The following is a 26,819-nucleotide window of genomic DNA, read 5'->3' on the forward strand; positions in this document are numbered from 1 at the left end:
AGACGCTGAAAACCATGTCGGCGGTCTGCTCATGGATGGTGTAGGTCTCTAACGCATCCGGATGAGACAGAGCCGCTGTAACCCACACTGTTCGGGAGCCAAGACGTGGTAGCTCGCTTGGTGAAGGTCGGAATTTGGTTCCTACACGAGTAGACCAGTTCGTGAAAGTCATGGGCCAGAACCACCACCGGTGTGTTGCGATCCTTGGCCTCTATTATCCGTAGCGACACACCATTGGTATTTGCGTATTGTTCGGTATTCAGCCGACTTGAACGCATCGTCTAAACCAAATCACTATGGCCACTATGGCGCCGGGCCTGAGAAGGACTTGTTTACCCTCGCCATTTGTTATGGTGCGCGCGGCTAGCCCAGTCGACTATGCGTTCAGGGTTATGTTCCCCAGGATGTGCACTGGCTACCCCCACTCGGGGGCGGAGCCGCGGTGTCGGCCAGACTCGGGAACTGCCGGTCGTTGGTTTGTGCAAGTTGGTGGAGACCCGCTGCACCCGGCTCTGCCGAGCTGGCGATCGTCACTGACGGTAGCCTAAACTTTTTTAGCTGCGTGTATCGGGGAAGGAACCTGGCCGGCACGGCCGATGTTATTGATGAACCGAAAAAACGTTATCCGCATGGTTACGGCGATCGCTGTAGTGGTGCTGCTCGGCTGGTCGTTTTTCTACTTCAGCGACGACACTCGTGGTTACAAGTTCGTCGACACCTCGGTGGCGATGTCCCAGATCAACGGCCACAACGTCAAGAGCGCGCAAATTGATGACCGGGAACAGCAGCTGCGGTTGACCTTGAAGAAGGGCAACAACGACACCGATGGCTCTGACAAGGTCATAACCAAATACCCCACCGGGTACGCGGTCGATTTGTTCAACGCGCTGAGCGCTAAGAACACGAAGGTCACCACCGCCGTAAACGAAGGCAGCATCCTGGGCGAGTTGCTCGTTTATGTGCTGCCATTGCTTTTGCTGGTGGGCCTGTTTGTGATGTTCTCTCGTATGCAGGGCGGCGCTCGAATGGGCTTTGGATTCGGCAAATCACGCGCTAAGCAACTTTCCAAAGACATGCCCAAGACCACTTTCGCTGACGTTGCCGGTGTTGACGAGGCGGTCGAGGAGCTCTACGAGATCAAGGACTTCTTGCAAAACCCCTGTAGGTACCAGACGCTCGGCGCGAAGATCCCCAAGGGCGTGCTGCTCTACGGGCCGCCGGGCACCGGTAAAACGTTGCTGGCCCGCGCTGTGGCGGGAGAGGCAGGCGTTCCGTTCTTCACCATCTCCGGATCCGACTTCGTCGAGATGTTCGTTGGCGTTGGCGCTTCACGCGTAAGGGACCTGTTCGACCAGGCTAAGCAGAACAGCCCGTGCATCATCTTTGTCGATGAGATAGACGCGGTGGGCCGCCAGCGCGGCACCGGGCTCGGCGGTGGCCACGACGAGCGCGAGCAAACACTGAACCAGTTGCTGGTCGAGATGGACGGTTTTGGCGATCGGGCGGGCGTCATCTTGATCGCGGCAACCAACCGGCCTGACATCTTGGACCCCGCGCTTCTAAGGCCCGGGCGTTTCGACCGGCAGATCCCGGTGTCCAACCCGGACCTGGCAGGTCGTCGCGCGGTGCTGCGCGTGCATTCGAAGGGCAAGCCGATTGCCGACGATGCTGACCTCGACGGACTGGCCAAACGCACTGTCGGAATGACCGGCGCTGACCTTGCCAACGTTGTCAACGAGGCGGCGCTGCTGACCGCCCGAGAGAACGGCCTGGTGATTACCGGACCCGCCTTGGAGGAGGCGGTGGACCGGGTGATCGGCGGGCCACGTCGCAAGGGCCGGATCATCAGCGAGCAGGAAAAGAAAATCACAGCGTATCACGAGGGCGGGCACACCTTGGCGGCTTGGGCTATGCCTGATATCGAGCCTATCTACAAGGTGACGATCCTGGCTCGGGGACGTACCGGCGGGCACGCGGTGGCGGTGCCCGAGGAAGACAAGGGCTTGAGGACCCGCTCGGAAATGATCGCGCAGCTGGTGTTCGCGATGGGTGGACGTGCCGCCGAGGAGTTGGTGTTCCGCGAGCCGACGACCGGTGCGGTATCGGATATCGAGAAGGCCACCAAAATCGCGCGCTCGATGGTTACCGAATTCGGTATGAGCTCCAAACTTGGAGCGGTCAGATATGGTTCCGAGCACGGCGACCCGTTCCTCGGCCGGACCATGGGCACCCAGGCGGATTACTCTCATGAGGTCGCCCGCGACATCGATGATGAGGTTCGCAAGCTTATTGAAGCCGCGCACACCGAGGCGTGGGAGATTCTCACCGAATACCGCGACGTGCTTGACACCCTGGCCGGCGAGCTGCTGGAAAAAGAAACTCTGCACCGACCAGAGCTGGAGGGGATCTTCGCCAGCGTCGAAAAGCGACCCCGGCTCACCATGTTCGACGATTTTGGTGGGCGGATCCCGTCGGACAAGCCGCCGATCAAGACACCCGGCGAGCTGGCGATCGAGCGCGGCGAGCCCTGGCCCCAGCCAGTCCCCGAGCCGGCGTTCAAGGCAGCCATCGCCCGTGCTTCGCAGGCCGCTGAGGCCTCGCACCAAGCAGCACAATCGGATACCGATGGGCCCCCCGGCCAGGGGGCCAATGGTTCACATGCCGGGGACCGTCAGCGCCAGCACGGCCCTACTCAACCCGACTATGGCGCTCCGCCGGGTTGGCATGCGCCTGGATGGCCGCCACAACAGCCGCCGGATTACTGGTATCCGCCTGAACAGCAACCCTCACAGTCGCCCTATTGGCCGCAGCCCGCGCCCAGCTATCCGGGCCAAGCCCCCCCTCCGTATCCGTCGTACCCGCCTTGTCCTTCTTACCCGCCGCCTGGTCAATCCGCCCCGGACGCGGGTAAGCCCCCTGCACAGTTGGACGAGGGCGTGAGCCCCTCCAACCCACCGGCGCACGGCTGACGAAACGGAGAATTCGATGGCCTTACTGGATTTAGGGCTGGAAAGCACCGCGGTCCCGCGCATCCGGGTTTTTGACCAGCAGCGTGCCGAGGCCGCGATTCGCGAGTTGCTGTACGCGATTGGCGAGGACCCGGATAGGGAGGGTTTGGCCGACACCCCGGCTCGCGTGGCCCGCGCATGCCGCGAGCTGTTCTCTGGGCTCTACACCGACCCGCAAACTGTGCTGAACACCATGTTCGACGAAGAACACAATGAACTGGTGATCGTCAAAGAGATTCCGATGTACTCTACCTGCGAACACCATTTGGTGTCTTTCCATGGTGTGGCGCACATCGGCTATCTTCCAGGCGCGGACGGTAGGGTAACCGGGCTTTCGAAGATCGCTCGGCTAGTGGACCTCTACGCCAAACGGCCACAAGTGCAGGAGCGGCTCACCAGCCAGATCGCCGACGCCTTGGTCAGCAAGCTCGATCCACGCGGGGTCATCATCGTCGTCGAGGCCGAGCACCTGTGCATGGCAATGCGCGGTGTCCGCAAGCCTGGCGCGATCACGACGACGTCGGCGGTGCGCGGTCAGTTCAAAACTGATGCTGCTTCTCGTGCCGAAGCGCTCGGCCTCATCCTGCGTAAGTGAGTTTGGCGCCAGTGCAGGTTATTGGGGTTTTGAACGTCACTGACAATTCGTTCTCAGATGGCGGACGTTACCTTGATCCTGACGATGCTGTCCAGCACGGCCTGGCAATGGTCGCGGAAGGCGCGGCGATTGTCGACGTCGGTGGCGAATCGACCCGGCCCGGTGCCATTAGGACCGATCCTCGAGTTGAACTCTCTCGTATCGTTCCTGTCGTAAAAGAACTTGCAGCACAGGGGATTACAGTAAGTATCGATACTACGCGCGCTGATGTTGCACGGGCGGCGCTGCAAAGCGGCGCACGGATCGTCAACGATGTGTCTGGTGGGCGAGCAGATCCCGCGATGGCTCCTCTGGTGGCTGAAGCCGGTGTTGCGTGGGTGTTGATGCACTGGCGACTGATGTCGGCTGAACGGCCGTATGAGGCTCCGAATTACCGCGACGTGGTGGCTGAAGTGCGTGCCGACCTACTGGCTGGTGTCGATCAGGCTGTGGCCGCAGGTGTTGATCCTGGGAGTCTAGTGATCGATCCCGGGCTTGGATTCGCCAAGACGGGACAGCACAATTGGGCGCTGCTGAATGCGTTACCGGAGTTGGTGGCTACTGGGGTCCCGATTCTACTTGGCGCCTCGCGTAAACGGTTCCTGGGTAGGTTATTAGCTGGGGCTGATGGCGCGGTACGACCGCCGGACGGACGTGAGACGGCGACCGCGGTGATTTCCGCACTTGCTGCCCTACACGGGGCTTGGGGTGTTCGGGTGCACGATGTGCGTGCCTCGGTCGACGCACTCAAGGTCGTCGGGGCTTGGCTGCATGCTGGGCCGCAGATTGAAAAGGTTAGATGTGATGGCTGACCGAATGGAGTTGCGCGGTTTGATAGTTCGTGGACGACACGGTGTCTACGAGGTCGAGCGCGCCAACGGACAAGACTTCATCGTGGATGTCATCTTATGGATCGATCTGGCCGATGCGGCCGCGAACGACAACCTAGCTGACACCTATGACTACGTGGTTCTGGCCGAGCGGACTGCCGCGATCATCGCCGGCCCACCACGGAACCTGATCGAGACAGTCGGCAGCGAGATTGCCGACTTCGTGATGGACGACGAACGCGTGCACGCCGTCGAGGTGGTGGTGCACAAGCCGCAGGCGCCGATCCCGCAGCAGTTCTCTGATGTGGCGGTGGTGGTTCGGCGATCGCGACGCGGCGGTCGCGGTTCGATGATTCCTGCGAGCGGGGTGTGATGACTCGCGTCGTACTGTCTATAGGATCCAATCTGGGTGACCGGCTGGCGTGGCTGCAGTCAGCCGTCGATGGGCTGGGTGATGCGGTTGTCGCGGTCTCTCCGGTGTATGACACCGTCCCGTGGGGAGCCGTGGAGCAGAGATCGTTCCTCAACGCGGTAGTGATCGCCGACGGCCCGGCGTATGACACGAAGGCCTGGCTGTGTCGGGCTCAGGAGCTCGAGCGGAACGCGGGTCGGGTGCGGGGACAGCGCTGGGGCGCACGCACACTCGACGTCGATCTGATCTCCTGCTATCAGACTTCGGGTGCTACGACCGGTGCGGTCGAGGTGATTACGTGCGAAAGCAACTTGACGTTGCCGCATCCGCGGGCTCATCTGCGGGCTTTCGTGCTGGTTCCGTGGTTGGCTGTCGACTCGGATGCTGAGCTGACCGTCGCTGGGCGGGCGCAACGGGTCGATCGGCTGTTGGCAGAGATGGAGCCGACCGAGCGGGAAGGTGTGCGGTTGACCAATCTGACGCTCAAGCTGAAACGTAGTTCGCCGGCGCGGCCAGTCAGTCCGAAATCAGACTGATGGGACCGACCCGGAAACGTGACCTGACGGCCGCGATGATTGGCGCTGCGGTAGTAGGTTATCTGCTGGTGCTTGTGCTGTACCGGTGGTTTCCACCCATCACCGTGTGGACTGGTCTGTCGTTGCTTGCGGTTGCTATCCCCGAGGCGTTGTGGGCGCGCTACGTGCGGACCAAGATCAGCGATGGTGAGATCGGCGATGGCCCCGGTTGGCTGCACCCGCTAGCGGTAGCACACAGCCTGATGGTTGCCAAGGCGTCGGCCTGGGTGGGTGCGCTAGTGCTGGGTTGGTGGGTCGGTGTATTGGTGTACTTTTTGCCGCGGTGGCCGTGGCTGCGGGTTGCTGACAAGGACACCTCTGGAACGGTCGTGGCGGCTCTCAGCGCTCTGGCGTTACTAGTTGCAGCCTTGTGGCTGCAACATTGCTGCAAATCTCCGCAAGATCCCACCGAGCACGGCGAGGGTGCCGAAAATTAGCTTGCTCGCCAACGTTGCTGACCGCCAAGTGTAGCTTTGGTTAGTAGTCGGGCACTTCACCGCAGTTTGACCCACGATTGATGCAGGTGGGAATCGCCGGACTGGCGCGACAAGCGGATTGACCTCACCCGGGTACAGTCAGGCCATGACCGTTCTGTCCCGCGGCGGCCGCGTCCGGCGCGGCGGCCGCAGGCCGGGTTGGGTGCTCTTGACGGTTTCGCTGATCCTCGCGATGGGGGCTAGTTCCGCACTAGTTTTCACCAATCGGGTGGAACTTCTCAAGCTCGCGGTGATCCTGGCGTTGTGGGCCGCAGTCGCCGGCGCTTTTGTGTCGGTGTTTTACCGTCGGCAGAGCGACGCGGATCAGTCTCGGGTGCGTAATCTCAAGCTCGTCTACGACCTGCAGTTGGATCGGGAAATCTCGGCCCGCCGCGAATATGAGTTGACGGTGGAATCCCAATTGCGTCGCGAGTTGGCCTCCGAGCTGCGCAGTCAGGCCGCTGACGAAGTGTTGGCACTGCGGGCGGAGCTGGCGGCGTTACGAACCAACCTGGAGATTTTGTTCGACACAGACCTTCAGCACCGCCCGGCGTTGGCGGGTGCGGAGGCACCGCAGGCAAAAGCAGCCCCCCCAACGTGCGCTTATAGTAATTGGGTCCGCGATGGCCAGAGCAAGCCCGTCGACTGGGTGCCCAGCAATCGTGTCACGTCGGTTCGCCAAGACCGGGTGACCAACAGCGCCGACGACACCTCGATCATCGACGTCCCCGAGGAACCACTGTTGCCGCCTCGAGGGCAGGCGCCTCAGCAGGGGGGGGTGCTGCCGCACTTTGAAGACCCGCCGTCACAGTCAGATTCGCGGTTCGAACCTCGTCACCGGCCGCCACGATCAGCCCCACTACAGGAACTGTTGCAACCGCATATGAAGGATTGGCAACCGGACGCCGCCGACGAACAGTGGCTGCCTCCTGGTACACAAGACAGTGCCTGGACGGACGTCGAGTCCGCGAGTGCCTCGGTTGCCGCCCCGTCGGGTCGTCGGCGGCGGTCCCGCCATTCCAGCCTGGACGAAGCCGCGGCAAGCTCGCCCGGCGAAGCCGAGACCGCGCAGCAGCACAGTGGGTCGGGTCGCCGGGCGCGGTCGCGCCACTCCGCCGAATATCGCGCTTACAGCATTGAGGGCATCACTGCCAAAGGCAGCACCCCGATCAGCCAGCCGACGCCACCTGCTGGTCCTGCTTTCGCCGAGCAGCCACCACGGCTGGTGCCGGCGTCGCCTTCTGATCCGGTACCCCGGCACCGCAGCGCGGATCTCTTGACGGACGGGGTAAAGGGACGTGACTTAGCAGCTGGTGGTCAGTCGGTCGCCGATTTGATGGCGCGGCTAGGGGCCGAGTCGACCGATGGTGGCCGGCGGCGCAGACGTGAGGGCCATTACGCATGACACTGGGTCTAGGCTGTCAAATCGACTACCGTCATAGTGACCGTCCGGTACCCCTGCCATGGGACTGGAACGAACCAACAAACATGTGAGGCCGTCTGCGATGGTGCAGTTCGATGGTTTGCGCTCGGCCAGGCTCAATATTGCGATCCTCTCCACCGGCCGGGTAGGTGTCGCATTGGAGCGCGCCGACCAAGTCGTGGTGGCATGCAGCGCAGTCTCCCATGCATCGCGGCAGTGGGTGCAGTTTAGGTTGCCCGAAACCTCGGTGGCCTCGCCACCGGAGGTAGCCTCCAGTGCTGAGCTGCTGCTGTTGGCGGTTCCCGACTGTGAATTCGCCGGACTGATGTCCGGCGTGGCTGTGACTTCGGTGCCGCGACCCGGGACGATCGTGGCCCACACTTCGTGGGCCAACGGGGTCGGCATCCTCGCACAGCTGGGCAAGGATGGCTGTATTCCTCTGGCAATTCACCCGGCGATGATGTTCTCCGGCTCCGACGAGGACCTCAGTCAATGTCAATTGAGGGATACCTACTTCGGGATCACCAAGACTGACGATGTCGGGTATGCGATCGCGCAGTCATTGGTTTTGGAGATGGGCGGAGAGCCGTTTTGTGTGGTAGAGTACGCCCGCATCCTCTACCATTCCGTTTCGCCCCATGTGGGCAATCACATCGTGACGGTGTTAGCTGACGCGCTTGAGGTACGGCGGTCCGCGTTGCGCGGCAGCGAACTACTCGGACTAGGGGTACCTCCAGCTTGCAGGGGCGAGGTCGTCGATGACCAGCTCGACGTTATTGTCGAACGCATCGTTGGGTCATTGGCCCGGGCTGCGTGCGAGAACACCCTGCAGCGCGGCCAGGCCGGGCTTACCAAACTGGTCGCCCGCGGTGATTTGGACGCGTTAGCGGGACACTTAGTCGCGCTGATGCGGATTGGCCCAGAATTGGCCCAGGCTTATCGGGTTAATGCCCTACGGAAGACTCAGCGTGCCCATGCTCCCTACGATGTCGTCGAAGCGCTGGCGCCATGACGAACAGTCGGCAGCCGGCATTCAACCCGGGCGAGCTCAATGTGTACTCGACGCCCCGTGACGTCACCAATGTCAGCAGCGCGTTGCGCCACACCGGCCGCCGGGTGATGCTGGTGCCGACGATGGGTGCGCTGCACAACGGGCACCTGGCCCTGGTGCGTGCGGCTAAACGTGTGCCTGGTTCGGTGGTTGTGGTGTCGATCTTCGTTAACCCGCTGCAATTCGGCGCCGCGGAAGACCTCGACACTTACCCATGTACCTTCGACGATGATTTGGCTCTACTGCGCGCAGAAGATGTCGAGATCGTGTTCACGCCGACTGCCGCGGCGATGTATCCGCACGGATTGCGTACCACCGTACGCCCCGGGGCGTTAGCGTTCGAGCTCGAAGGTGGTCCGCGGCCAAACCATTTCGACGGTGTGCTAACCGTCGTGCTCAAACTACTCCAGATCGTGCGGCCTGACCGAGTTTTCTTCGGGGAGAAAGATTACCAGCAGCTGGTCCTGATCCGGCAGATGGTAGCCGATCTGAACGTCGACGTCGTCGTGGTCGGCGTCCCGACCGTGCGCGAAGTCGATGGGCTGGCGATGTCGTCACGCAACTGCTACCTGGATCCTGTGCAGCGCGATCTGGCCGCAGCGCTGTCGGCGGCGTTGACGGCCGGGGCGCACGCAGCGACAGGGGGGGCACAGGCTGCGCTGGACGCAGCCCGCGCGGTGCTGGACGCTACGCCCGGCCTTGTGGTCGATTACGTGGAGCTACGCGATGCTGGGCTCGGCCCGATGCGCGACAACACGTTCGGCCGGTTGCTAGTGGCAGCCAGGCTTGGTGCCACTAGACTACTCGACAATATTTCGATTGAGATCGGAAATTTCTCCGGCATCGCTAGTCCGGACGAATGTCGGGTTGAACACGCCCAAACACCTTGGATGAAGTGATGTTACGGACGATGCTAAAGTCTAAGATTCATCGCGCCACCGTCACGCAGGCTTATCTGCACTATGTCGGTTCGGTGACCATCGATGCCGATTTGATGGGCGCTGCGGACCTGCTTGAGGGTGAACAGGTTACCATTGTTGACATCAATAACGGTGCCCGGCTCGTCACCTACGCAATTGCTGGCGAGCGTGGCACCGGTGTGATTGGAATCAATGGCGCCGCAGCGCATCTTGTTCATCCGGGCGATCTGGTAATCCTGATCTCCTATGGGACCATGGAAGATGCCGAGGCGCACGCTTATCAGCCGCGGATTGTGTTCGTCGACGCCGATAACAAACCGATCGATCTGGGCCACGATCCAGGCTCCGTGCCCTTGGACATATCTGTCGCGGCTGAACTATTTGATCCCCGGATCGGTGCGCGGTAACTGTGCTGCTGGCCATCGACGTTCGCAACACGCATACCGTCGTCGGATTGCTGTCCGGATCCAAGGAGCATGCAAAGGTCGTGCAGCAATGGCGGATCCGCACTGAATCCGAGGTTACCGCGGACGAACTGGCCTTGATTATCGACGGCTTGATCGGTGATGATTCCGAGCGACTCGCCGGAGCTGCCGCATTGTCGACCGTCCCGTCGGTGCTGCACGAGGTGCGGATCATGCTCGATCAGTACTGGCCGTCGGTGCCGCACGTACTGATCGAACCGGGGGTGCGCACCGGTATCCCGCTGCTGGTAGATAATCCGAAAGAAGTGGGTGCCGACCGGATCGTGAACTGCCTGGCGGCGTTCCACAAGTTCGGTCAAGCTGCCATCGTGGTCGATTTCGGGTCGTCGATCTGCGTGGATGTGGTGTCGGCCAAAGGGGAGTTTCTGGGCGGTGCCATTGCGCCCGGAGTGCAGGTGTCTTCGGATGCCGCGGCTGCCCGCTCTGCCGCGTTGCGCCGCGTTGAGCTGGCCAGACCCCGCTCGGTGGTTGGTAAAAACACGGTCGAATGTATGCAGGCCGGTGTGGTGTTCGGTTTTGCTGGGCTGGTCGATGGCTTAGTCGGCCGCATGCGCCAGGACGTGGAGGAATTTTCCGGCGACTTAGGTAATCGGGTTGCGGTCGTGGCTACCGGGCATACCGCGCCGCTGTTGCTGCCCGAGCTGCATACCGTTGACCACTACGATCGGCACCTGACCCTTCATGGTCTGCGACTGGTCTTCGAACGCAATCGGGAAGCGCAGCGTGGCCGGTTGAAGACGGCGCGCTGACGACGTCTGGCAGTGCGCACGTGAAGTTGTTCGACGCCACTGAACAGTGCCCGGCGTGAGGTCATTTAAGCTGGCACGTCGTGAACGCTGACCCGTTGGAGACTGACGCTGCTCTTCCTGAGCAGTTTCGGATTCGCCGGGACAAGCGTGCTCGTTTGTTGGCGGAGGGGCGTGACCCGTATCCGGTCGCCATTGAACGCACCCATACCCTAGCTGAGGTTCGCGCAGCCTATCCCGACCTGGCGACCGACTCCGCCACCGATGACATCGTTGGTATCGCGGGTAGGGTAATATTCGCGCGTAATTCGGGGAAACTGTGCTTTGCGACACTGCAGGACGGTGACGGCACCAACTTGCAGGTGATGATTAGTCTCAACAAGGTTGGTTCCGAAACGCTTGACGCGTGGAAAGTCGACGTCGATCTTGGCGACATTGTTTATGTACACGGGAACGTGATTAGCTCGCGTAGCGGCGAGTTATCAGTTCTTGCTGATTCCTGGCAGATGGTATCTAAGTCGTTGCGGCCACTGCCCGTCGCGCATAAAGAGATGAGTGAAGAGTCGCGGGTGCGACAGCGTTATGTTGACCTTATTGTCTGTCCGCAAGTGCGAATAGTAGCTCATCAGAGAATTGCCGTTATCCGCGCCATACGGACTGCGTTAGAACGACGCGGTTTTCTCGAAGTTGAGACGCCTATGTTGCAGACTCTGGCCGGTGGCGCTGCGGCCCGGCCATTCGTCACACATTCCAATGCCCTGGACATCGATCTGTACCTGCGTATCGCACCTGAACTGTTCCTCAAGCGATGCATCGTCGGTGGTTTCGACAAGGTCTTCGAACTTAATCGAGTGTTTCGAAACGAAGGCGCCGATTCTACGCATTCCCCGGAATTTTCCATGCTAGAGACCTACCAGACCTACGGAACCTATGACGATTCGGCGGTCGTTACCCGAGAAATTATTCAAGAGGTGGCCGATGAGGCGATCGGGACCAGACAACTGCAGATGCCTGATGACAGCGTCTACGACATAGATGGAGAATGGGAGACGATACAAATGTATCCGTCTCTGTCGGCTGTGTTGGGTGAAGAAATCACGCCGCAGACGTCAGTCGATCGGCTGCGAGCCATCGCGGATCGGCTTGGCCGTGGGATTGGTCCAGAGATTCTTGACAAGCCCAGTTACGGACATGGAAGACTCGTCGAGCAACTGTGGGAGTACACAGTGGGCAACACCCTGAGCGCGCCCACATTTGTCAAAGATTTTCCGGTCGAAACAACTCCTTTGACCCGTCAGCATCGAAGCATCCCCGGAGTGACCGAGAAGTGGGATCTCTACCTGCGTGGAGTTGAACTGGCCACGGGGTACTCCGAATTAAACGATCCGGTCGTGCAGCGGGAAAGATTTGGTCAACAAGTCCGTGCTGCAGCCGCCGAGGAAGATGAGGCGATGGCACTTGATGAGGAATTTCTGGCGGCACTGGAGTACGCGATGCCGCCATGCACTGGAACTGGAATGGGTATCGACCGGTTGTTGATGTCTTTGACTGGACTGTCAATTAGGGAGACTGTTTTGTTCCCGATTGTTCGGCCGCACTCCAACTGAACTGTTCGTGTTGTGTCGAGATTGAGTATGCGGTGTTCTTATGGCAGATTAGTATCTGGGGAGGTTGATCCAAACTGCTCAGGAAGAAACGTGAGGGTAAGATAATGGCGAAGAAAGTGACCGTCACCTTGGTCGATGATTTCGATGGTGCGGGCGCCGCCGATGAAACGGTCGAATTCGGGCTTGACGGGGTGACCTACGAGATCGACCTTACGAACAAGAATGCCGCGAAACTGCGTGGCGATCTGAGGCAATGGGTGTCCGCCGGACGGCGCGTCGGCGGTCGGCGGCGAGGGCGTTCCAATTCTGGACGCGGCCGTGGGGCGATCGATCGCGAACAGAGCGCGGCGATCCGGGAATGGGCTCGTCGGAACGGACATAATGTGTCGACTCGTGGTCGTATTCCGGCCGACGTCATTGACGCATTCCACGCGGCGACTTAAAATAAAAAGTTCTGTACTGACGCCCGGGCTCTAGGACCCGGGCGTCAGTACTTTAAAAAAATATGTTGCTTTCGTTGCTGGCGAACTGATCGCCAGCAACTGGCGGAAGCGATTCGGCGGTTTCTTCGTTTCTGGGGTTAAGAACCTGGTGTCGCAGGACTACGAAGCCTCGGATACTCCAAGCCACTGGAAACGGCAATATTGCCGACCATTACAGTGGACGGCAGGTACACGGTTCGGGTCCCATGGGCTGGAACGGGTCGTATGGATGGTGTAGGGAGAGCAGGTAACCGCCGATGTTCGAAAGATTTACCGATCGTGCCCGCAGGGTGGTCGTCCTGGCACAGGAAGAGGCCCGGATGCTCAACCATAACTACATCGGCACCGAGCACATTTTGCTGGGTCTTATCCACGAAGGCGAAGGTGTCGCGGCGAAATCGTTGGATTCGTTGGGGATTTCACTTGAAGCCGTTCGCAGTCAGGTCGAAGATATTATCGGCCAGGGTCAGCAGGCGCCGTCGGGGCATATCCCGTTTACGCCTCGTGCCAAGAAGGTTCTTGAGCTGAGCTTGCGTGAGGCGCTGCAGCTCGGCCATAATTACATCGGCACCGAGCACATTTTGCTGGGCCTTATCCGGGAGGGAGAGGGTGTGGCCGCCCAGGTGCTGGTCAAGTTGGGCGCCGAGCTGACCCGAGTGCGCCAGCAGGTGATCCAGCTGCTAAGTGGCTACCAGGGCAAAGAAGCTGCTGAAGCGGGCACTGGAGGCCGGGGTGGCGAATCCGGTAGTCCATCTACATCTCTGGTGCTCGACCAGTTCGGTCGAAACCTGACGGCTGCTGCGATGGAGAGCAAGCTGGATCCGGTCATTGGCCGCGAAAAGGAAATCGAGCGGGTGATGCAGGTGCTGAGCCGGCGCACCAAGAACAACCCGGTGTTGATCGGCGAGCCTGGCGTCGGCAAGACCGCTGTCGTCGAGGGTCTTGCGCAGGCCATCGTGCACGGTGAGGTTCCCGAGACGCTGAAAGACAAGCAGCTTTACACACTTGACCTGGGCTCGTTGGTAGCCGGCTCGCGCTACCGCGGTGACTTCGAGGAGCGCCTGAAGAAGGTACTCAAGGAGATCAACACCCGCGGTGACATAATCTTGTTCATCGATGAGCTGCACACCCTGGTAGGTGCCGGTGCCGCCGAGGGGGCGATCGATGCCGCGTCGATCCTCAAGCCCAAGCTGGCCCGCGGTGAGCTGCAAACCATTGGCGCTACCACCCTCGACGAATATCGCAAGTACATCGAGAAAGACGCCGCCCTGGAGCGCCGCTTCCAGCCGGTGCAGGTGGGTGAGCCAACGGTGGAGCACACTATCGAGATTCTCAAGGGCCTGCGGGACCGCTACGAGGCCCACCATCGGGTGTCGATCACCGACTCGGCGATGGTGGCCGCCGCCACTCTGGCCGATCGCTACATCAATGACCGATTCCTCCCGGACAAGGCGATCGACCTGATTGACGAAGCAGGCGCCCGGATGCGGATTCGCCGAATGACCGCGCCACCAGATCTGCGTGAGTTCGACGAGAAGATCGCCGAAGCCCGCCGGGAGAAAGAGTCGGCGATCGACGCCCAGGATTTCGAGAAGGCGGCTAGCCTACGCGACCGGGAGAAGCAACTGGTAGCTCAGCGTGCAGAACGCGAAAAGCAATGGCGTTCAGGCGATCTCGATGTTATTGCGGAAGTTGACGACGAGCAAATTGCCGAGGTGCTGGGCAACTGGACCGGTATACCGGTGTTCAAGCTCACCGAGGCTGAGACTACCCGGCTGCTCCGTATGGAGGAGGAGCTGCACAAACGGATTATCGGCCAGGAGGATGCTGTTAAGGCCGTGTCCAAGGCGATCCGTCGTACCCGCGCCGGGCTAAAAGACCCCAAGCGCCCGTCGGGTTCGTTCATCTTCGCCGGCCCGTCCGGTGTCGGTAAGACTGAACTGTCTAAGGCGCTGGCCAACTTTTTGTTTGGCGACGACGACGCGCTCATCCAGATCGATATGGGCGAGTTCCACGACCGGTTCACCGCGTCGCGGCTTTTTGGTGCTCCGCCGGGATACGTCGGCTACGAGGAGGGCGGTCAGCTCACCGAGAAGGTGCGGCGCAAGCCGTTCTCGGTGGTGCTGTTCGACGAGATCGAAAAAGCGCATCAGGAGATCTATAACAGCCTGTTGCAGGTGCTTGAAGACGGGCGGCTCACCGATGGGCAGGGTCGCACGGTGGACTTCAAAAACACCGTGCTGATCTTTACATCCAACCTTGGTACCTCCGACATCTCCAAGCCGGTCGGTCTGGGCTTCACCCAAGGTAGTGGTGAGAACGACTACGAGCGGATGAAGCAGAAGGTCAACGATGAGCTGAAGAAGCACTTCCGCCCAGAGTTCCTCAACCGCATCGACGACATCATCGTCTTCCACCAACTGAGCCGTGATGAGATCATCCGGATGGTCGATCTCATGATTAGCCGGGTTGCTAACCAGCTCAAGGTCAAAGACATGACGCTGGAGTTGACAAACAAGGCTAAGGCCTTGTTGGCTAAGCGTGGCTTCGATCCGGTGCTGGGTGCTCGCCCGCTGCGGCGTACTATCCAACGCGAGATCGAGGACCAGCTCTCGGAGAAGATCCTCTTCGAGGAAGTCGGGCCGGGACAGGTCGTCACCGTCGACGTCGACAACTGGGATGGCGAAGGCCCCGGTGAGGACGTGAAGTTCACTTTCACTGGGATCCGCAAGCCGTCGACAGAGCCGGATCTGGCTAAGGCCGGAGTGCACAGCGCTGGCGGGCCTGAGCCGGTCGAGCAGTAGGCCAAGCCATCCAGCTTGGCTAACGTTGTTAATTGCGTACCTCGCTACGTACGCGGCCAGGTATCAGGAAAGCATCGCTGGAGCTGTGATTATTCTTGACTTGCTTGCGCGTATATGGACGCAAGTGGAAAGTTAGCACCGCTGTACATTCGACCTGCTGCCCAAACGATGGGCAGCAGCGTTATGAGCCGTAAGGAATTAACTAAGAGATGGTTTCTTCTTGGCGATTGCCAGTAGGGTTACCATCGAAGATAGATTCTGCTAATATATATATATATATATATATATATATTCAGCTTGGGTCCTAAATTGATTTGGCAGCCTCTAATGAGTGGCAGCATATGGCTAATGGAATGTTTGAAATAACTCGTTTTTTCGGAGAAGTGCGAATAATGTTGCCAGGTTAGTGGTTCGGTCTGTCGGCGAGAGATGGCCGCAGCGACCTCGCTATTTCAAAAGTGGCCATGAGAGGTTGCAGTTGGTGCCCTGCGTCGGCCAAACAGATCCGTAAGATTGTTGCGGAGTATAATTTATGAGGTGTGTGAGTAGGTGATGCCCCCGCACGACGTGGCCGAGAATTTATCATGGTATAATACGCTAGCTGCATCCACTATGTTCGGGGAACAAGATGGGGTAGTTCGGACAGCTCCAGAAACAATATTTTCTTGTACTGGGAAGTAAACGAGCAGGCGTTGTAGGTTTGTGCAATCGGCGTAGCTAAGGAGTTAAAGCAGTAGAAGCTGCCACCGAAGATTGTCAACGAGGCCGGAACCTGGAACGTCAAGGCAATAGAGACCAAGGCAGTGGCGGGTTAGAGCGTCGGGCGGCCCTGGGAATTACTTCCGGTGCTATCATCTAATCTGCCGTCGAGAACGGTGTAAGTCTAACGTGTTCCATCGGTTCTGCCCGCTTCTGGCGTTTTCGCTGCGGGCGCCGCGGTCGGCAGGGCTTTGGCCGCTTGTTGATAATGCTTGGAGAAGGCATCCCCGGCTCTCGGATCGCCGTCGACTCACGATACATGGGTCTATGCGCTGGAGTGGAACTTCAGGTACGCGGGGCCTGCGTTGTGAGTGTTATCAGAAATTTTGCCGGGCTAACCGACCGACGCCACGGTAGCGACGGATGCTAGCCTAAGAATAGGTGCCGCTTTATGCAGGCACTCTTGCAGTTCGGCATCGGGATCGGAGTCGGCGGTTATCCCGCCGCCTACTCCCAGCACGGCGTTACCGGCGGTGTCGAATTCGACGGTTCGGATCGCGACGTTCAGCTCACATCCGGCGATTGGTGATGCCAAACCAACTGTGCCGCAATATATCCCGCGACGTCTGTGTTCCCATTGCGAAATCAATTTGCGGGCCCTTAGCTTGGGGGTCCCAGTGATCGAGGCTGGCGGGAAGGTGGCGTCTAATAGTGCCGCCATTGGCAGCTCGACAGGCACCTGGGCCGTCACCGTGGACACTAGGTGCCACACGCCCGGAGCGTGCCGTACAACCAACAGCTCGGGCACGGTGACCGTGCCGGTAATGGCTACCCGGCCGAGGTCATTACGCACCAGATCCACGATCATGATGTTCTCGGCCACCTCTTTGGCCGAAGCTTGTAATGCCGACGGCCAGGCTGCCAACGGCAGGGTGCCTTTGATCGGGCTGGACGTCACGCCGGCACCACGGCGTCGAAGGAATAGCTCCGGGGATAGCGATGCCACCGCACCCCACGGTCCAGCGATATAAGCAGCACGCGCCGGTGCGGTACGTGCCACCACAGCGATGAAGAAGTCCAGCGGGGCCCCGGTGACTGTTCCGGTGAACTGTGTGCACACACACGCTTGGTAGATCTCGCCGGCACGAATCGCCTCCAGGCAGGCAAGTACCCCGTCACGATGGGCCCCCCAGTCGGTCCTCTCCCAGTCTACCTGGCAATTTCGCGCAGGTGCCGGCGTTGTTGCTAGTGCGGCTGCCAGCCAGCCGGGCATCGGTGCCCCGGACAGGCTCTCGTACCACCATTGCGCGCCACGGTCGCGGCGCAGCACACAGTCGGTCCAACCTCCGGCGGCTTCGGGTATCCGGTTCGGCTGCTTGTCGGCTGCGGGGTCTGGGTAGGACAGGTAGCCGACCCAGCCTCCGCCTACTGCTACTGCCGAATCGGGTGTTCGTGCGTCTAACTGGACCGCAAACGCGTCGTTAACATCCACCGGTTGTACTGACAGACTAGGCGCGATTATTGCCAGCGCATCGAACCACTCGCCGGTCAGCGCGGCAGGCGGCGGCAAATCGAGCCCGGTTGTGGCGTCGCCGAGAGAGCGTAGCACCCGGGGTGCGTCGCCAAGATTGCCGAGTCGCTCGATTCGCACCGCACTAGCTTGACAGAACAGCCGATTTTCTCACTCCAGGCGTCATCTAGGTTGGATTGGCTCGCCTCTGGCTCCGCCATCGAACCACGGTTTTACTACGAAAAGGGCCTGTGCGACATCATAAAATATCACGTGTCGATGACGTCGAGTGCCAACTTTCCGGATCGGGATTCGCCATCGGCGATGGACCCGAAGTTGTATCGACTTTGGGAGCAAGCAAATGCCGCCGCCGGCTACCGATACTCGGTCGAGGCGCGGTCGGGATCGTAATCGATACAAGGTAAAGTGACGACGGTACCCGTCGTTTGGACCAACTACGGTTCCGCTGCGGCCAGCGAAAATTGGCAACTCAGCTGCTAAAGTTTGGTAAATTTCGCGTGCGCAGTGTTCGCAGGTTATTACCAACAGTCAACCTCAAGACGTTGGTCCGTGATGACTCCATCCTATCACCCGAGGAGCCTGGCCCAGCATCGACCAACGAAATCGGTGCACGTCGACCTGGGCGGCTTGGCACCCGGGCATGACACGTTGCGGGCGTTGGTGGAATGGCAACACAGCACAAGGCAGGTGGTTCACACGTGATGAATTGTCCGCCGATGGTATTGCCTCGCGACTGTCGAGATCTCTCCGGATCCAATTGTTACGCTCGATATTCCGCGCGGAAATCTAGCATCAGCCAACGACGAATGACGCTGTGCGCCTACATAGACCGAGTCTTCCGAGGGGGAAAGTCGTTGACTGTCCAGGAGGATTAATCAGTTATGCGAATGGGTGCATAGCGAGTTCTCAACAGATTCTTTAACACCGGCTCGCTGGTACACGTGAAATTTTAGGTCGATGCGTAGTTATTGTATTATAACAATAATATATCATGCCGCGGTTGTCGGTGCTGGTCTGTCCAGACTCGGACAAGCTGGACATCACGAAAAACTACTGCGTGGGTGGTCAATGGGGTTTGGCGATTTGGGGGTATGCGGCGCCGAGAAGTATCCCGACGGGTCCTACTGGCACTAGTGGATGCAACGGTGTATTTAAGTGGGGTGACGCAGTATTATTATTACTTCGGCGACTGCGGTAACATTTTTCCTGACGTTTTCCCAACTCCGCGACCGTCTGGTGGCTGCGATGGGACAATTCCTCCCCCCCCCCCCCCCCCCCCGAAGCTCGCCTTGACCGTAACGGCCGGTGGCCGCGGCCTGACCACAACGCCCAGTGACCGGGTCGTCGGAGGCCATGGATCACTCCGTTCCGCTCACTCGATTGCGGGTGCTTGTCTCGTTTGGCGTCAACTACGTGCGATTGTTCGTCTCACTCCCGTCGCTTATTGTGTTCTCTCCGCTTGCTGCTCGACTTCACGGGGTCCGCTCCCTCGATTTCGGAAGGCTGGTAGCGGGGGAACACACCGGTGGGTGGCGGCAGCACCGTGCCGGGGGCCAGCCGCACACTGACGGCAGTGAATGCCCGTTGGTCTTCCTCCTGGCCAAGCAAGTCCAACATCTTGCCGGCCGATTCCGGCATAACGGGCTGGACAAGCAACGCCGCAATCCGCACCACCTCGCAAGTCGTGTAGAGGACGGTACGGAACCTGGCCTGATCCGCTTCAGACTCGCTCTTACGCAAGATCCAGGGCTGTTGCGACGAAAAGTACTTGTTAGCTTCGCCGAGCATCAGCCAAATAGCTTCCAGGGCCAGGTTCATCGCCTGTCCGTCAAAGTTGCCGCGCACCCGCTCCAGCAAGCCGTCGGCCGTCGTGAGAAGCGCAGTGTCGGCGGAGGTGAACTCACTGGGTTCAGGCACTACGCCGCCCAGGTTCTTGGCAACCATCGACAACGAGCGCTGCGCCAGATTGCCGAATTCGTTGGCCAGGTCGGTGTTCATCCGGGTGATGATCGCCTCTTCGCTGTAGTTGCCGTCCTGGCCGAACGGGATCTCGCGCAACAGAAAATATCGAACCTGATCCACGCCGAACGTTTGTACCAGCGCCATCGGGTCAACGATATTGCCCACCGACTTGCTCATCTTCTCGCCGTGGTTGTGTAAGAACCCGTGTGCGAAAATCCTTCGTGGCAGCTCGATTCCGGCTGACATCAAAAACGCCGGCCAGTATACGGCATGGAACCTGATGATGTCTTTGCCGATCATGTGTAGATTAGCGGGCCAGTAACGACCGAACAACTCCGAGTCGGTGTCCGGGAACCCGGCTCCGGTGAGGTAGTTGGTTAGCGCGTCGATCCAGACGTACATGACATGGTCAGGATGTTCTGGGACCTGTACACCCCAGTCGAATGAAGTGCGCGAGATTGAGAAATCTTCCAGCCCACCGGAGACAAAGCTGATCACTTCGTTGCGACGCACCTCGGGTCCGATGAAGTCGGGGTTGGCGTCGTAGTGGGCTAGCAATTTGTCGACATATGCCGACAGTCGGAAAAAGTAGGTCTGCTCTTTCTCAGTCCAGGTGACTAGTGTGCCGGTTTCTACTGCTACTCGGATGCCGTTATCGAGAAGTTTGGTCTCCGAGTCGACGAAAAACCTCTCGTCGCGCACCGAGTACCACCCGGAATAGGTACCTAGGTAGATGTCGCCGGCCGCATCCATTCGCCGCCAGATTTCCTTAGCTGCCTTGTAGTGGTCGGCGTCGGTGGTGCGGATGAACCGATCGAAGGAAATGTGGAGTGCCTCTTGCATGCGCTGAAATACACCCGAATTGCGCCTGGCAAGTTGCGCTGTCGGCACGCCGGCTGCTTCGGCGGCCTGTGCGACCTTCAGGCCGTGCTCGTCGGTTCCGGTCAGGAAGCGCACATCTAAGCCGTCAAGCCGCTTGAAGCGGGCAATCGCGTCGGTGGCGATGTATTCGTACGCGTGACCAATGTGCGGCGCAGCGTTGGGATACGCGATGGCAGTGGTGATGTAATAGGGCCTCATCGAGACTCCACCCTATTGTGTGTGCGTGAGTTCTAACCGCCTAGTTAGACAACAAGACGCGCCTCCTGCGCCGGAACCCCTGTCACCGTTGGTCGATGCCCATACCCACCTCGACGCGTGCGGCGCCCGCGACGCCGATGACGTGAATGCCATCGTTGAGCGAGCCGCGGCTGTAGGTGTGGTTGCGGTCGTCACCGTCGCAGACGACTTGGAATCTGCGCGTTGGGTCATTGCTGCCGCCGGGTGGGACCGGCGGGTGTACGCGGCGGTGGCGTTGCACCCGACGCGAGCAAACTCGCTCACCAGTGCCGCTCGGGCCAAGATTGAACAACTGGCGGCCCATCCGCGGATGGTGGCTGTCGGCGAGACCGGTATGGATTTGTATTGGCCCGGCCGCCTCGACAGCTGTGCCCCACCTGACGTGCAGCGCGAGGCGTTCGCATGGCATATTGATCTTGCCAAGCGATGTGGCAAACCGCTGATGATCCACAACCGGCAAGCTGACGCGGAAGTGCTTGACGTCTTGCGTGCTGAGGGCGCCCCCGAGCAAGTAATTTTTCATTGTTTTTCGTCTAATGCTGCGATGGCCCGCCGCTGCGTAGACGCCGGGTGGATGCTCAGCTTGTCCGGGACGGTGAGTTTCCGTAATGCTCGTCCCCTGCGGGAAGCTGTTCCGTTGATCCCAGCGCAACAGCTTCTGGTGGAAACCGATGCGCCATTTTTGACCCCGCATCCCCACCGGGGTCTAGCTAACGAACCTTACTGCCTTCCTTACACTGTTAGAGCCGTTGCTGAATTGGTTGAACGTTCCCCAGAAGAGCTGGCGCAAATCACCACTAGCAATGCTCTACGCGTGTACAAGCTAGGATCTGTATAGGTTAGGTTGCCTAGCTCGCTCTCTCGCCATTACGGCGTAGATCGTAACTTGGCTAGCTCAGACGCGAGGGAGCTCCGGCGTGATTTCCCTTACATCCTGCGCATCGGAGTTGCCCCGTCTTGGCCAGTTCGTTACTTTTTTGTTATTGGTTGAGGTGGTTCTGTTGAAGCTCAAAATATTTTTGTAATTTTTTGAGTCAAGCCAAAAAGGTCGATGATATTTGGTTTCTGAGGTCGGGGTAGGCGAGCGTTGAACGTACTAACGAGGCTCCATGAGACCTCGTCGCCGATATTCCGGCTTGTAGTTGGGGTGCTGCTTTTGGTCATCGCGTTCGCTGGTGGCTACGCGGTCGCCGCGTACAAGACGGTGACATTGACTGTCGACGGAACCCCGATGCAGGTGATGACCATGAAATCACGGGTGATTGACATCATTCAGGAGAACGGGTTCGCCGTCGGCGAGTGTGACGACCTGTATCCTGCCGCTGATGTGTCGGTTCATGCCACCGACAACATCGTGTTGCGGCGCAGCAGACCACTACAGATTTCTCTGGATGGTAAGGACATCCAACAGGTTTGGACGACGGCATCCACTGTGGACGAGGCGCTGGTCCAGCTTGCGCTGACCGACACGGCTCCCATCGTGGCTTCTCGTGGCAGCCGTGTTCCACTGACTGGGATGGCGCTGCCTGTCGTCAGCGCCAAAACGGTCCAGATCAACGATGGCGGTGCGGTGCGCATGGTGCACTTGCCGGCGTCGAATGTCGGAGGGTTGCTGGCCGCTGTCGGTATTCCACTGCTAGCGAGCGATCAGGTGTCGCCGAGTGCGACCTCGCCGATAGTGGAAGGTATGCAGATCCAGGTGACCCGCAACCGCATCGAAAGAGTCATCGAGCGAATTCCGTTACCCCCGAGTTCCCGTAGTATCGAGGACCCGGAGATGAACATCAGCCGTGTGGTTGTCGAGGACCCGGGCACCCCCGGCACACAGGATGTGACGTTCGCGGTGGCCACAGTAAACGGTGTCGAGACCGGCCGGCTGCCCGTCGCCAACGTGGTGGTGGAGCCGGCCCGCGAATCGGTCATCCGGGTGGGTACCAAGCCCGGTACTGAGGTGCCCCCCGTTAGCGACGGGTCTATCTGGGACGCCATTGCGGGTTGCGAGGCCGGTGGGAACTGGGCGATCAACACTGGTAACGGGTATTACGGCGGTGTCCAGTTCGACCAGGGCACTTGGGTGGCCAACGGCGGCTTGCGGTATGCTCCCCGTGCTGACCTTGCCACCCGAGAAGAGCAGATCGCGGTTGCTGAGGTGACGCGGGCGCGCCAAGGATGGGATGCTTGGCCAGTGTGCAGCGGAAGAGTGGGTGCACACTGACCATCCGGCTACTCGAGCGTACCGAGATCAGGTGGCTGGTAAAAGAACTTGAATGTCGGCCACGGAAATCTCTCGGCCAAAATTTCGTGCACGACGCCAACACGGTGCGACGTGTGGTTTCGACTTCCAGAGTGAACCGGTCTGACTTCGTCTTGGAGGTTGGTCCTGGCTTCGGATCGCTCACGCTGGCATTGCTGGACTGCGGCGCTGCCGTCAGTGCCATAGAAATTGACCCAGTGTTAGCGGGTCGGTTGCCGCAGACGGTTGCTGAGCATTCAAATAATGAGATCCACCGGCTCACGGTGTGCAACCGCGACGTTTTATCCTTTCGCCGTGGCGATCTGGCTACCGAGCCGACGGCGCTAGTTGCCAACCTGCCGTACAACGTTGCGGTTCCGGCGTTATTGCATCTGCTCGCCGAGTTCCCGTCCATCAGGACTGTTACGGTGATGGTGCAGGCTGAGGTCGCCGAACGGCTTGCCGCCGAGCCGGGTGGCAAGGATTACGGCGTGCCCAGCGTCAAGTTGAGTTTCTTTGGACGGGTCCGTCGCTGTGGCATGGTGTCTCCGACTGTTTTCTGGCCGATTCCTCGTGTCTACTCCGGTTTGGTACGCGTCGACCGCTATGCGACTTCGCCATGGCCGACTGATGACGCCTTCCGTCGGCAGGTATTCGAACTGGTAGACATTGCATTCACTCAGCGGCGCAAGACATCTCGCAACGCGTTTGTGAAGTGGGCGGGTTCGAGTAACGAATCAGCGAATCGATTGCTTGCCGCTAGCATCGATCCTGCCCGTCGCGGCGAGACGCTGTCCATCGACGACTTCGTTCGACTGCTGCGACGTTCTGATGGTCGAGACGACGCGGCGGTGCGGTCTGCTTCGGCGAGCTGACGGGCGGGTTGGTTGCCTGCAGCGATATTCTGCTGTGGTGTTCGCGTCTGATGGTAACGCCGCTACACAGTGGATGCCCACCGGGTCGGTCACCGTTCAGGTTCCCGGGAAGATCAATCTCTACCTCGCTGTCGGTGATTGCTGCGATAATGGCTACCACGAGCTGGTGACGGTTTTCCATGCTGTGTCGCTGGTCGACCAGGTTACGGTGCGCAACGCCGACGTGCTGTCGCTCGGACTTGTCGGCGAGGGCGCCAACCACGTGCCCACTGACGAACACAACATTGCCTGGCGGGCGGCCGAGCTAATGGCCGAGCACGTTGGCCGGGCTCCGGACGTTTCGATCATGATTGACAAGTCCATTCCGGTGGCTGGGGGGATGGCGGGCGGCAGCGCCGATGCGGCCGCGGTGTTGGTTGCGATGAACTCGTTGTGGGAACTCAGCCTGCCTCGACGCGATCTGTGCATGCTCGCAGCGAAGCTAGGCAGCGACGTGCCGTTCGCACTACACGGTGGTACCGCGCTGGGGACCGGTCGCGGTGAGGAGCTAGCTACCGTGTTGTCCCGCGCCACTTTCCACTGGGTGTTGGCGTTCGCCGACAGCAGTTTGCTCACTCCGGCGGTGTACACCGAGTTTGACCGGCTCAGGGATGTCGGAAATCCACCACGGCTTGCCGAACCCGGGCCGGTGTTGGCCGCCCTGGTCGCCGCCGATCCCGAACAGTTGGCGCCGTTGCTAGGCAATGAATTGCAAGCGGCCGCGGTCAGCTTGGACCCGGCGCTACGGTGTGCGCTCCGCGCCGGTATGGAAGCGGGTGCGCTCGCGGGCATTGTGTCTGGCTCGGGTCCTACCTGCGCATTCCTGTGTGCCTCGGCGACTTCGGCGATCGATGTCGGTGCGCAGTTGGCAGGGGCGGGTGTCTGTCGCACTGTTCGGGTCGCCACCGGACCAGTACCCGGTGCTCGGGTGGTACATGCGCCCATGAGCCGAGGTCTGAATGACATGTGAAATCTAACTCAAATTTACGTTATCGTTTGGCAGTGACTTAAGAGGAGTTTAAGATTCCTTGCGGTGACGTCGACGTTGTGTCGGTGGGCGATTAACGAATCGCGGGGTCGTCGGCTCATCGCTGATTCGAGATTTAACTGCTCCCCAACTAGTGCACGTGTGCTTGCTACACAGCGACGTCCAGCAGGCTGAACATGATATCCCAAGGCCCTTGGGGAAAATATCGGAACCGAGGAGGGGTTGTGAGCAAGTTTACCGAGAAGATGTTCCGCAACGCCCGTGAGTCCTCAAAGGGCATAGTGACAGGTGAGCCACACAATCCGGTTCGTCACACCTGGGGTCAGGTGCATGAGCGCGCTAGCCGAATAGCCGGTGGGTTGGCAGGTGTCGGTGTTGGTCACGGCGACGCGGTCGGTGTGCTCGTTGGCGTGCCGGTGGAGATTGCTCCGACCGCACAAGGGCTGTGGATGCGCGGCGCTAGCCTAACCATGCTGCATCAGCCCACCCCGCGGACCGACCTGGCGGTATGGGAAGAAGACACCACCACCGTCATCGACATGATCGAAGCCAAAGCGGTCATCATCTCCGACCCGTTTATGGCGGTAGCGCCAATTCTGGAGGCTCGCGGTGTTAAGGTGGTGACCGTCGAGCAGTTGTTGGCAGCCGATCCGGTCGACCCGATCGAAACTGACGAGGACGATCTGGCGCTGATGCAATTGACATCCGGCTCCACGGGTTCGCCCAAAGCTGTCCAGATTACTCACCGTAACGTGTATTCCAATGTCGAAGCTATGTTTATCGGCGTCAGGTACAACGTCGAGAAAGACGTGATGATCAGCTGGCTGCCGTGCTTTCATGACATGGGGATGATCGGGTTTTTGACCGTGCCGATGTACTTCGGCGCCGAGCTGGTCAAAGTCACCCCGATAGACTTCTTGCGCGACACTTTGCTGTGGGCCAAGCTGATCGACAAGTACAAGGGCACCGTCATCTGCGGCCCGAACTTTGCCTACTCGCTGTTTACCAAGCGGCTGCGCAAGCAAGCCAAACCTGGCCAGTTCGACTTGTCGACTCTGCGGATTGCGATGTCAGGTGCTGAACCGGTGGACCCGGCGGACGTCGAGGACTTGATCGACGCGGGCAGGCCGTTCGGCTTCAGGCCGGAGGCCATCCTGCCCGCATACGGAATGGCCGAGACCACACTGGCGGTCTCGTTCTCACCGGTTGGAGAGGGGTTGCTTGTTGACGAGGTGGATGCCGACCTGTTGGCCGCGCTGCGCCGTGCGGTGCCAGCCACCAAGGGCAACATCCGCCGGCTGGTTTCACTCGGTCCGCTGCTGGACGGCCTGGAGGTCCGTATCGTTGATGAGGATGGCAATGTGCTTCCGTCCCGAGGTGTCGGCGTGATCGAGTTGCGTGGGGAGTCGCTGACCCCGGGCTATATCACGATGGGCGGCTTCATCTCGGCCCAAGATGAGCACGGTTGGTATGACACTGGGGATCTCGGCTATCAGATGGAAAACGGTCACATTGTAGTGTGTGGTCGGGTCAAGGACGTCATCATCATGGCTGGCCGCAATGTATACCCGACCGACATCGAACGAGCGGCGGGTCGGGTTGATGGTGTCCGCCCGGGTTGTGCAGTGGCCGTACGACTCGACGCCGGGCATTCGCGTGAGACCTTCGCTGTCGCTGTCGAGTCGAACGCTTTCGAGGACACCGCCGAAGTGCGCCGCATTGAGCATCAGGTGGCGCACGAGGTGCTCAAAGAGGTGGATGTGCGGCCACGCAACGTGGTGGTTCTCGGCCCGGGAACCATTCCGAAGACGCCGTCGGGCAAACTGCGGCGGGCCAGTTCCGTTACCCTCGTCACCTAGTGTTCGACCGGCAGCCGAGCTGATGAAAACTGCCATGGTTTCCGGCGTGTCGTTTTACGGA

At 59.9% G+C, this 26,819-nt stretch carries 21 protein-coding genes and 1 pseudogene; 20 read left to right on the forward strand and 2 right to left on the reverse strand.

Annotated elements, in window-relative coordinates:
- Nucleotides 1-605 precede the first annotated feature (605 nt).
- The 14 genes from ftsH (at nt 606) to clpC1 (ending at nt 15,453) form a co-directional block, all read left to right on the forward strand.
- Nucleotides 606-2,969 carry an ATP-dependent zinc metalloprotease FtsH gene (gene ftsH / locus ML_RS01120; RefSeq protein ID WP_041323651.1) on the forward strand — a complete coding sequence of 788 codons (2,364 nt, stop codon included), beginning with the start codon at nt 606-608 and terminating at the stop codon, nt 2,967-2,969.
- Nucleotides 2,970-2,985: 16 nt separating this feature from the next.
- Complete coding sequence (gene folE / locus ML_RS01125; protein WP_010907607.1) at nt 2,986-3,603, forward strand: GTP cyclohydrolase I FolE; 618 nt, start codon at nt 2,986-2,988, stop codon at nt 3,601-3,603.
- Nucleotides 3,600-4,454, forward strand: a complete 855-nt coding sequence (gene folP / locus ML_RS01130; protein ID WP_010907608.1) for a dihydropteroate synthase — start codon at nt 3,600-3,602, stop codon at nt 4,452-4,454. The genes folE and folP overlap by 4 nt, the downstream gene beginning before the upstream one ends.
- Nucleotides 4,447-4,845 carry a dihydroneopterin aldolase gene (folB, locus tag ML_RS01135; RefSeq protein WP_010907609.1) on the forward strand — a complete coding sequence of 133 codons (399 nt, stop codon included), beginning with the start codon at nt 4,447-4,449 and terminating at the stop codon, nt 4,843-4,845. Before folP ends, folB begins: the two co-directional genes overlap by 8 nt.
- Nucleotides 4,845-5,420 (forward strand): 2-amino-4-hydroxy-6-hydroxymethyldihydropteridine diphosphokinase, encoded by a 576-nt coding sequence (gene folK, locus ML_RS01140; RefSeq protein ID WP_010907610.1) that lies wholly within the window; start codon nt 4,845-4,847, stop codon nt 5,418-5,420. The genes folB and folK overlap by 1 nt, the downstream gene beginning before the upstream one ends.
- Entirely contained in the window at nt 5,420-5,896 is a 477-nt protein-coding gene (locus ML_RS01145; RefSeq protein ID WP_010907611.1) for a DUF3180 domain-containing protein, read from the forward strand. The genes folK and ML_RS01145 overlap by 1 nt, the downstream gene beginning before the upstream one ends.
- A 145-nt stretch (nt 5,897-6,041) precedes the next feature.
- Complete coding sequence (locus tag ML_RS01150) at nt 6,042-7,340, forward strand: DUF6779 domain-containing protein (RefSeq protein WP_010907612.1); 1,299 nt, start codon at nt 6,042-6,044, stop codon at nt 7,338-7,340.
- Nucleotides 7,341-7,440: 100 nt separating this feature from the next.
- Nucleotides 7,441-8,370 carry a Rossmann-like and DUF2520 domain-containing protein gene (locus ML_RS01155; RefSeq protein ID WP_010907613.1) on the forward strand — a complete coding sequence of 310 codons (930 nt, stop codon included), beginning with the start codon at nt 7,441-7,443 and terminating at the stop codon, nt 8,368-8,370.
- Nucleotides 8,367-9,308, forward strand: coding sequence for a pantoate--beta-alanine ligase (gene panC / locus ML_RS01160; RefSeq protein WP_010907614.1), 942 nt, complete (start codon nt 8,367-8,369; stop codon nt 9,306-9,308). Before ML_RS01155 ends, panC begins: the two co-directional genes overlap by 4 nt.
- On the forward strand, nt 9,308-9,736 hold the full coding sequence (gene panD / locus ML_RS01165; protein WP_010907615.1) for an aspartate 1-decarboxylase: 429 nt from the start codon (nt 9,308-9,310) through the stop codon (nt 9,734-9,736). The genes panC and panD overlap by 1 nt, the downstream gene beginning before the upstream one ends.
- A 2-nt stretch (nt 9,737-9,738) precedes the next feature.
- Nucleotides 9,739-10,563 (forward strand): type III pantothenate kinase, encoded by an 825-nt coding sequence (locus ML_RS01170; protein WP_010907616.1) that lies wholly within the window; start codon nt 9,739-9,741, stop codon nt 10,561-10,563.
- An 80-nt stretch (nt 10,564-10,643) separates the two neighbouring features.
- On the forward strand, nt 10,644-12,167 hold the full coding sequence (gene lysS / locus ML_RS01175; RefSeq protein WP_010907617.1) for a lysine--tRNA ligase: 1,524 nt from the start codon (nt 10,644-10,646) through the stop codon (nt 12,165-12,167).
- Between the two features lie 104 nt (nt 12,168-12,271).
- Entirely contained in the window at nt 12,272-12,610 is a 339-nt protein-coding gene (gene lsr2 / locus ML_RS01180) for a histone-like nucleoid-structuring protein Lsr2 (RefSeq protein ID WP_010907618.1), read from the forward strand.
- Nucleotides 12,611-12,906: 296 nt separating this feature from the next.
- A complete protein-coding gene (clpC1, locus tag ML_RS01185) occupies nt 12,907-15,453 on the forward strand; it encodes an ATP-dependent protease ATP-binding subunit ClpC (protein WP_010907619.1) in 2,547 nt (848 codons plus the stop codon).
- A 1,093-nt stretch (nt 15,454-16,546) separates the two neighbouring features.
- Here the strand turns inward: clpC1 and ML_RS01190 are convergent.
- Complete coding sequence (locus ML_RS01190; RefSeq protein ID WP_010907620.1) at nt 16,547-17,803, reverse strand: aminodeoxychorismate synthase component I; 1,257 nt, start codon at nt 17,801-17,803, stop codon at nt 16,547-16,549.
- Nucleotides 17,804-17,890: 87 nt separating this feature from the next.
- Between ML_RS01190 and ML_RS14705 the strand changes: the two are divergent.
- A pseudogene (locus ML_RS14705) lies at nt 17,891-18,493 on the forward strand (hypothetical protein); the annotation flags it as partial.
- 618 nt (nt 18,494-19,111) lie between these two features.
- Here the strand turns inward: ML_RS14705 and metG are convergent.
- Nucleotides 19,112-20,725, reverse strand: coding sequence for a methionine--tRNA ligase (metG, locus tag ML_RS01200; protein ID WP_010907621.1), 1,614 nt, complete (start codon nt 20,723-20,725; stop codon nt 19,112-19,114).
- Nucleotides 20,726-20,744: 19 nt separating this feature from the next.
- Between metG and ML_RS01205 the strand changes: the two genes are divergently transcribed.
- From ML_RS01205 to ML_RS01225, 5 genes are all read left to right on the forward strand, one after another.
- Nucleotides 20,745-21,602 (forward strand): TatD family hydrolase, encoded by an 858-nt coding sequence (locus ML_RS01205; RefSeq protein WP_064430326.1) that lies wholly within the window; start codon nt 20,745-20,747, stop codon nt 21,600-21,602.
- A gap of 249 nt (nt 21,603-21,851) precedes the next feature.
- Entirely contained in the window at nt 21,852-22,979 is a 1,128-nt protein-coding gene (locus ML_RS01210) for a resuscitation-promoting factor (RefSeq protein WP_010907623.1), read from the forward strand.
- Nucleotides 22,934-23,872 carry a 16S rRNA (adenine(1518)-N(6)/adenine(1519)-N(6))-dimethyltransferase RsmA gene (gene rsmA, locus ML_RS01215; protein WP_041322342.1) on the forward strand — a complete coding sequence of 313 codons (939 nt, stop codon included), beginning with the start codon at nt 22,934-22,936 and terminating at the stop codon, nt 23,870-23,872. Before ML_RS01210 ends, rsmA begins: the two co-directional genes overlap by 46 nt.
- Nucleotides 23,873-23,909: 37 nt before the next feature.
- Entirely contained in the window at nt 23,910-24,881 is a 972-nt protein-coding gene (locus ML_RS01220) for a 4-(cytidine 5'-diphospho)-2-C-methyl-D-erythritol kinase (protein ID WP_197492506.1), read from the forward strand.
- A 242-nt stretch (nt 24,882-25,123) separates the two neighbouring features.
- A complete protein-coding gene (locus tag ML_RS01225; RefSeq protein ID WP_010907626.1) occupies nt 25,124-26,758 on the forward strand; it encodes a fatty acyl-AMP ligase in 1,635 nt (544 codons plus the stop codon).
- Nucleotides 26,759-26,819: the final 61 nt, after the last annotated feature.

Origin of the sequence: Mycobacterium leprae TN (assembly GCF_000195855.1) — a bacterium.
GTDB lineage: Bacteria > Actinomycetota > Actinomycetes > Mycobacteriales > Mycobacteriaceae > Mycobacterium > Mycobacterium leprae.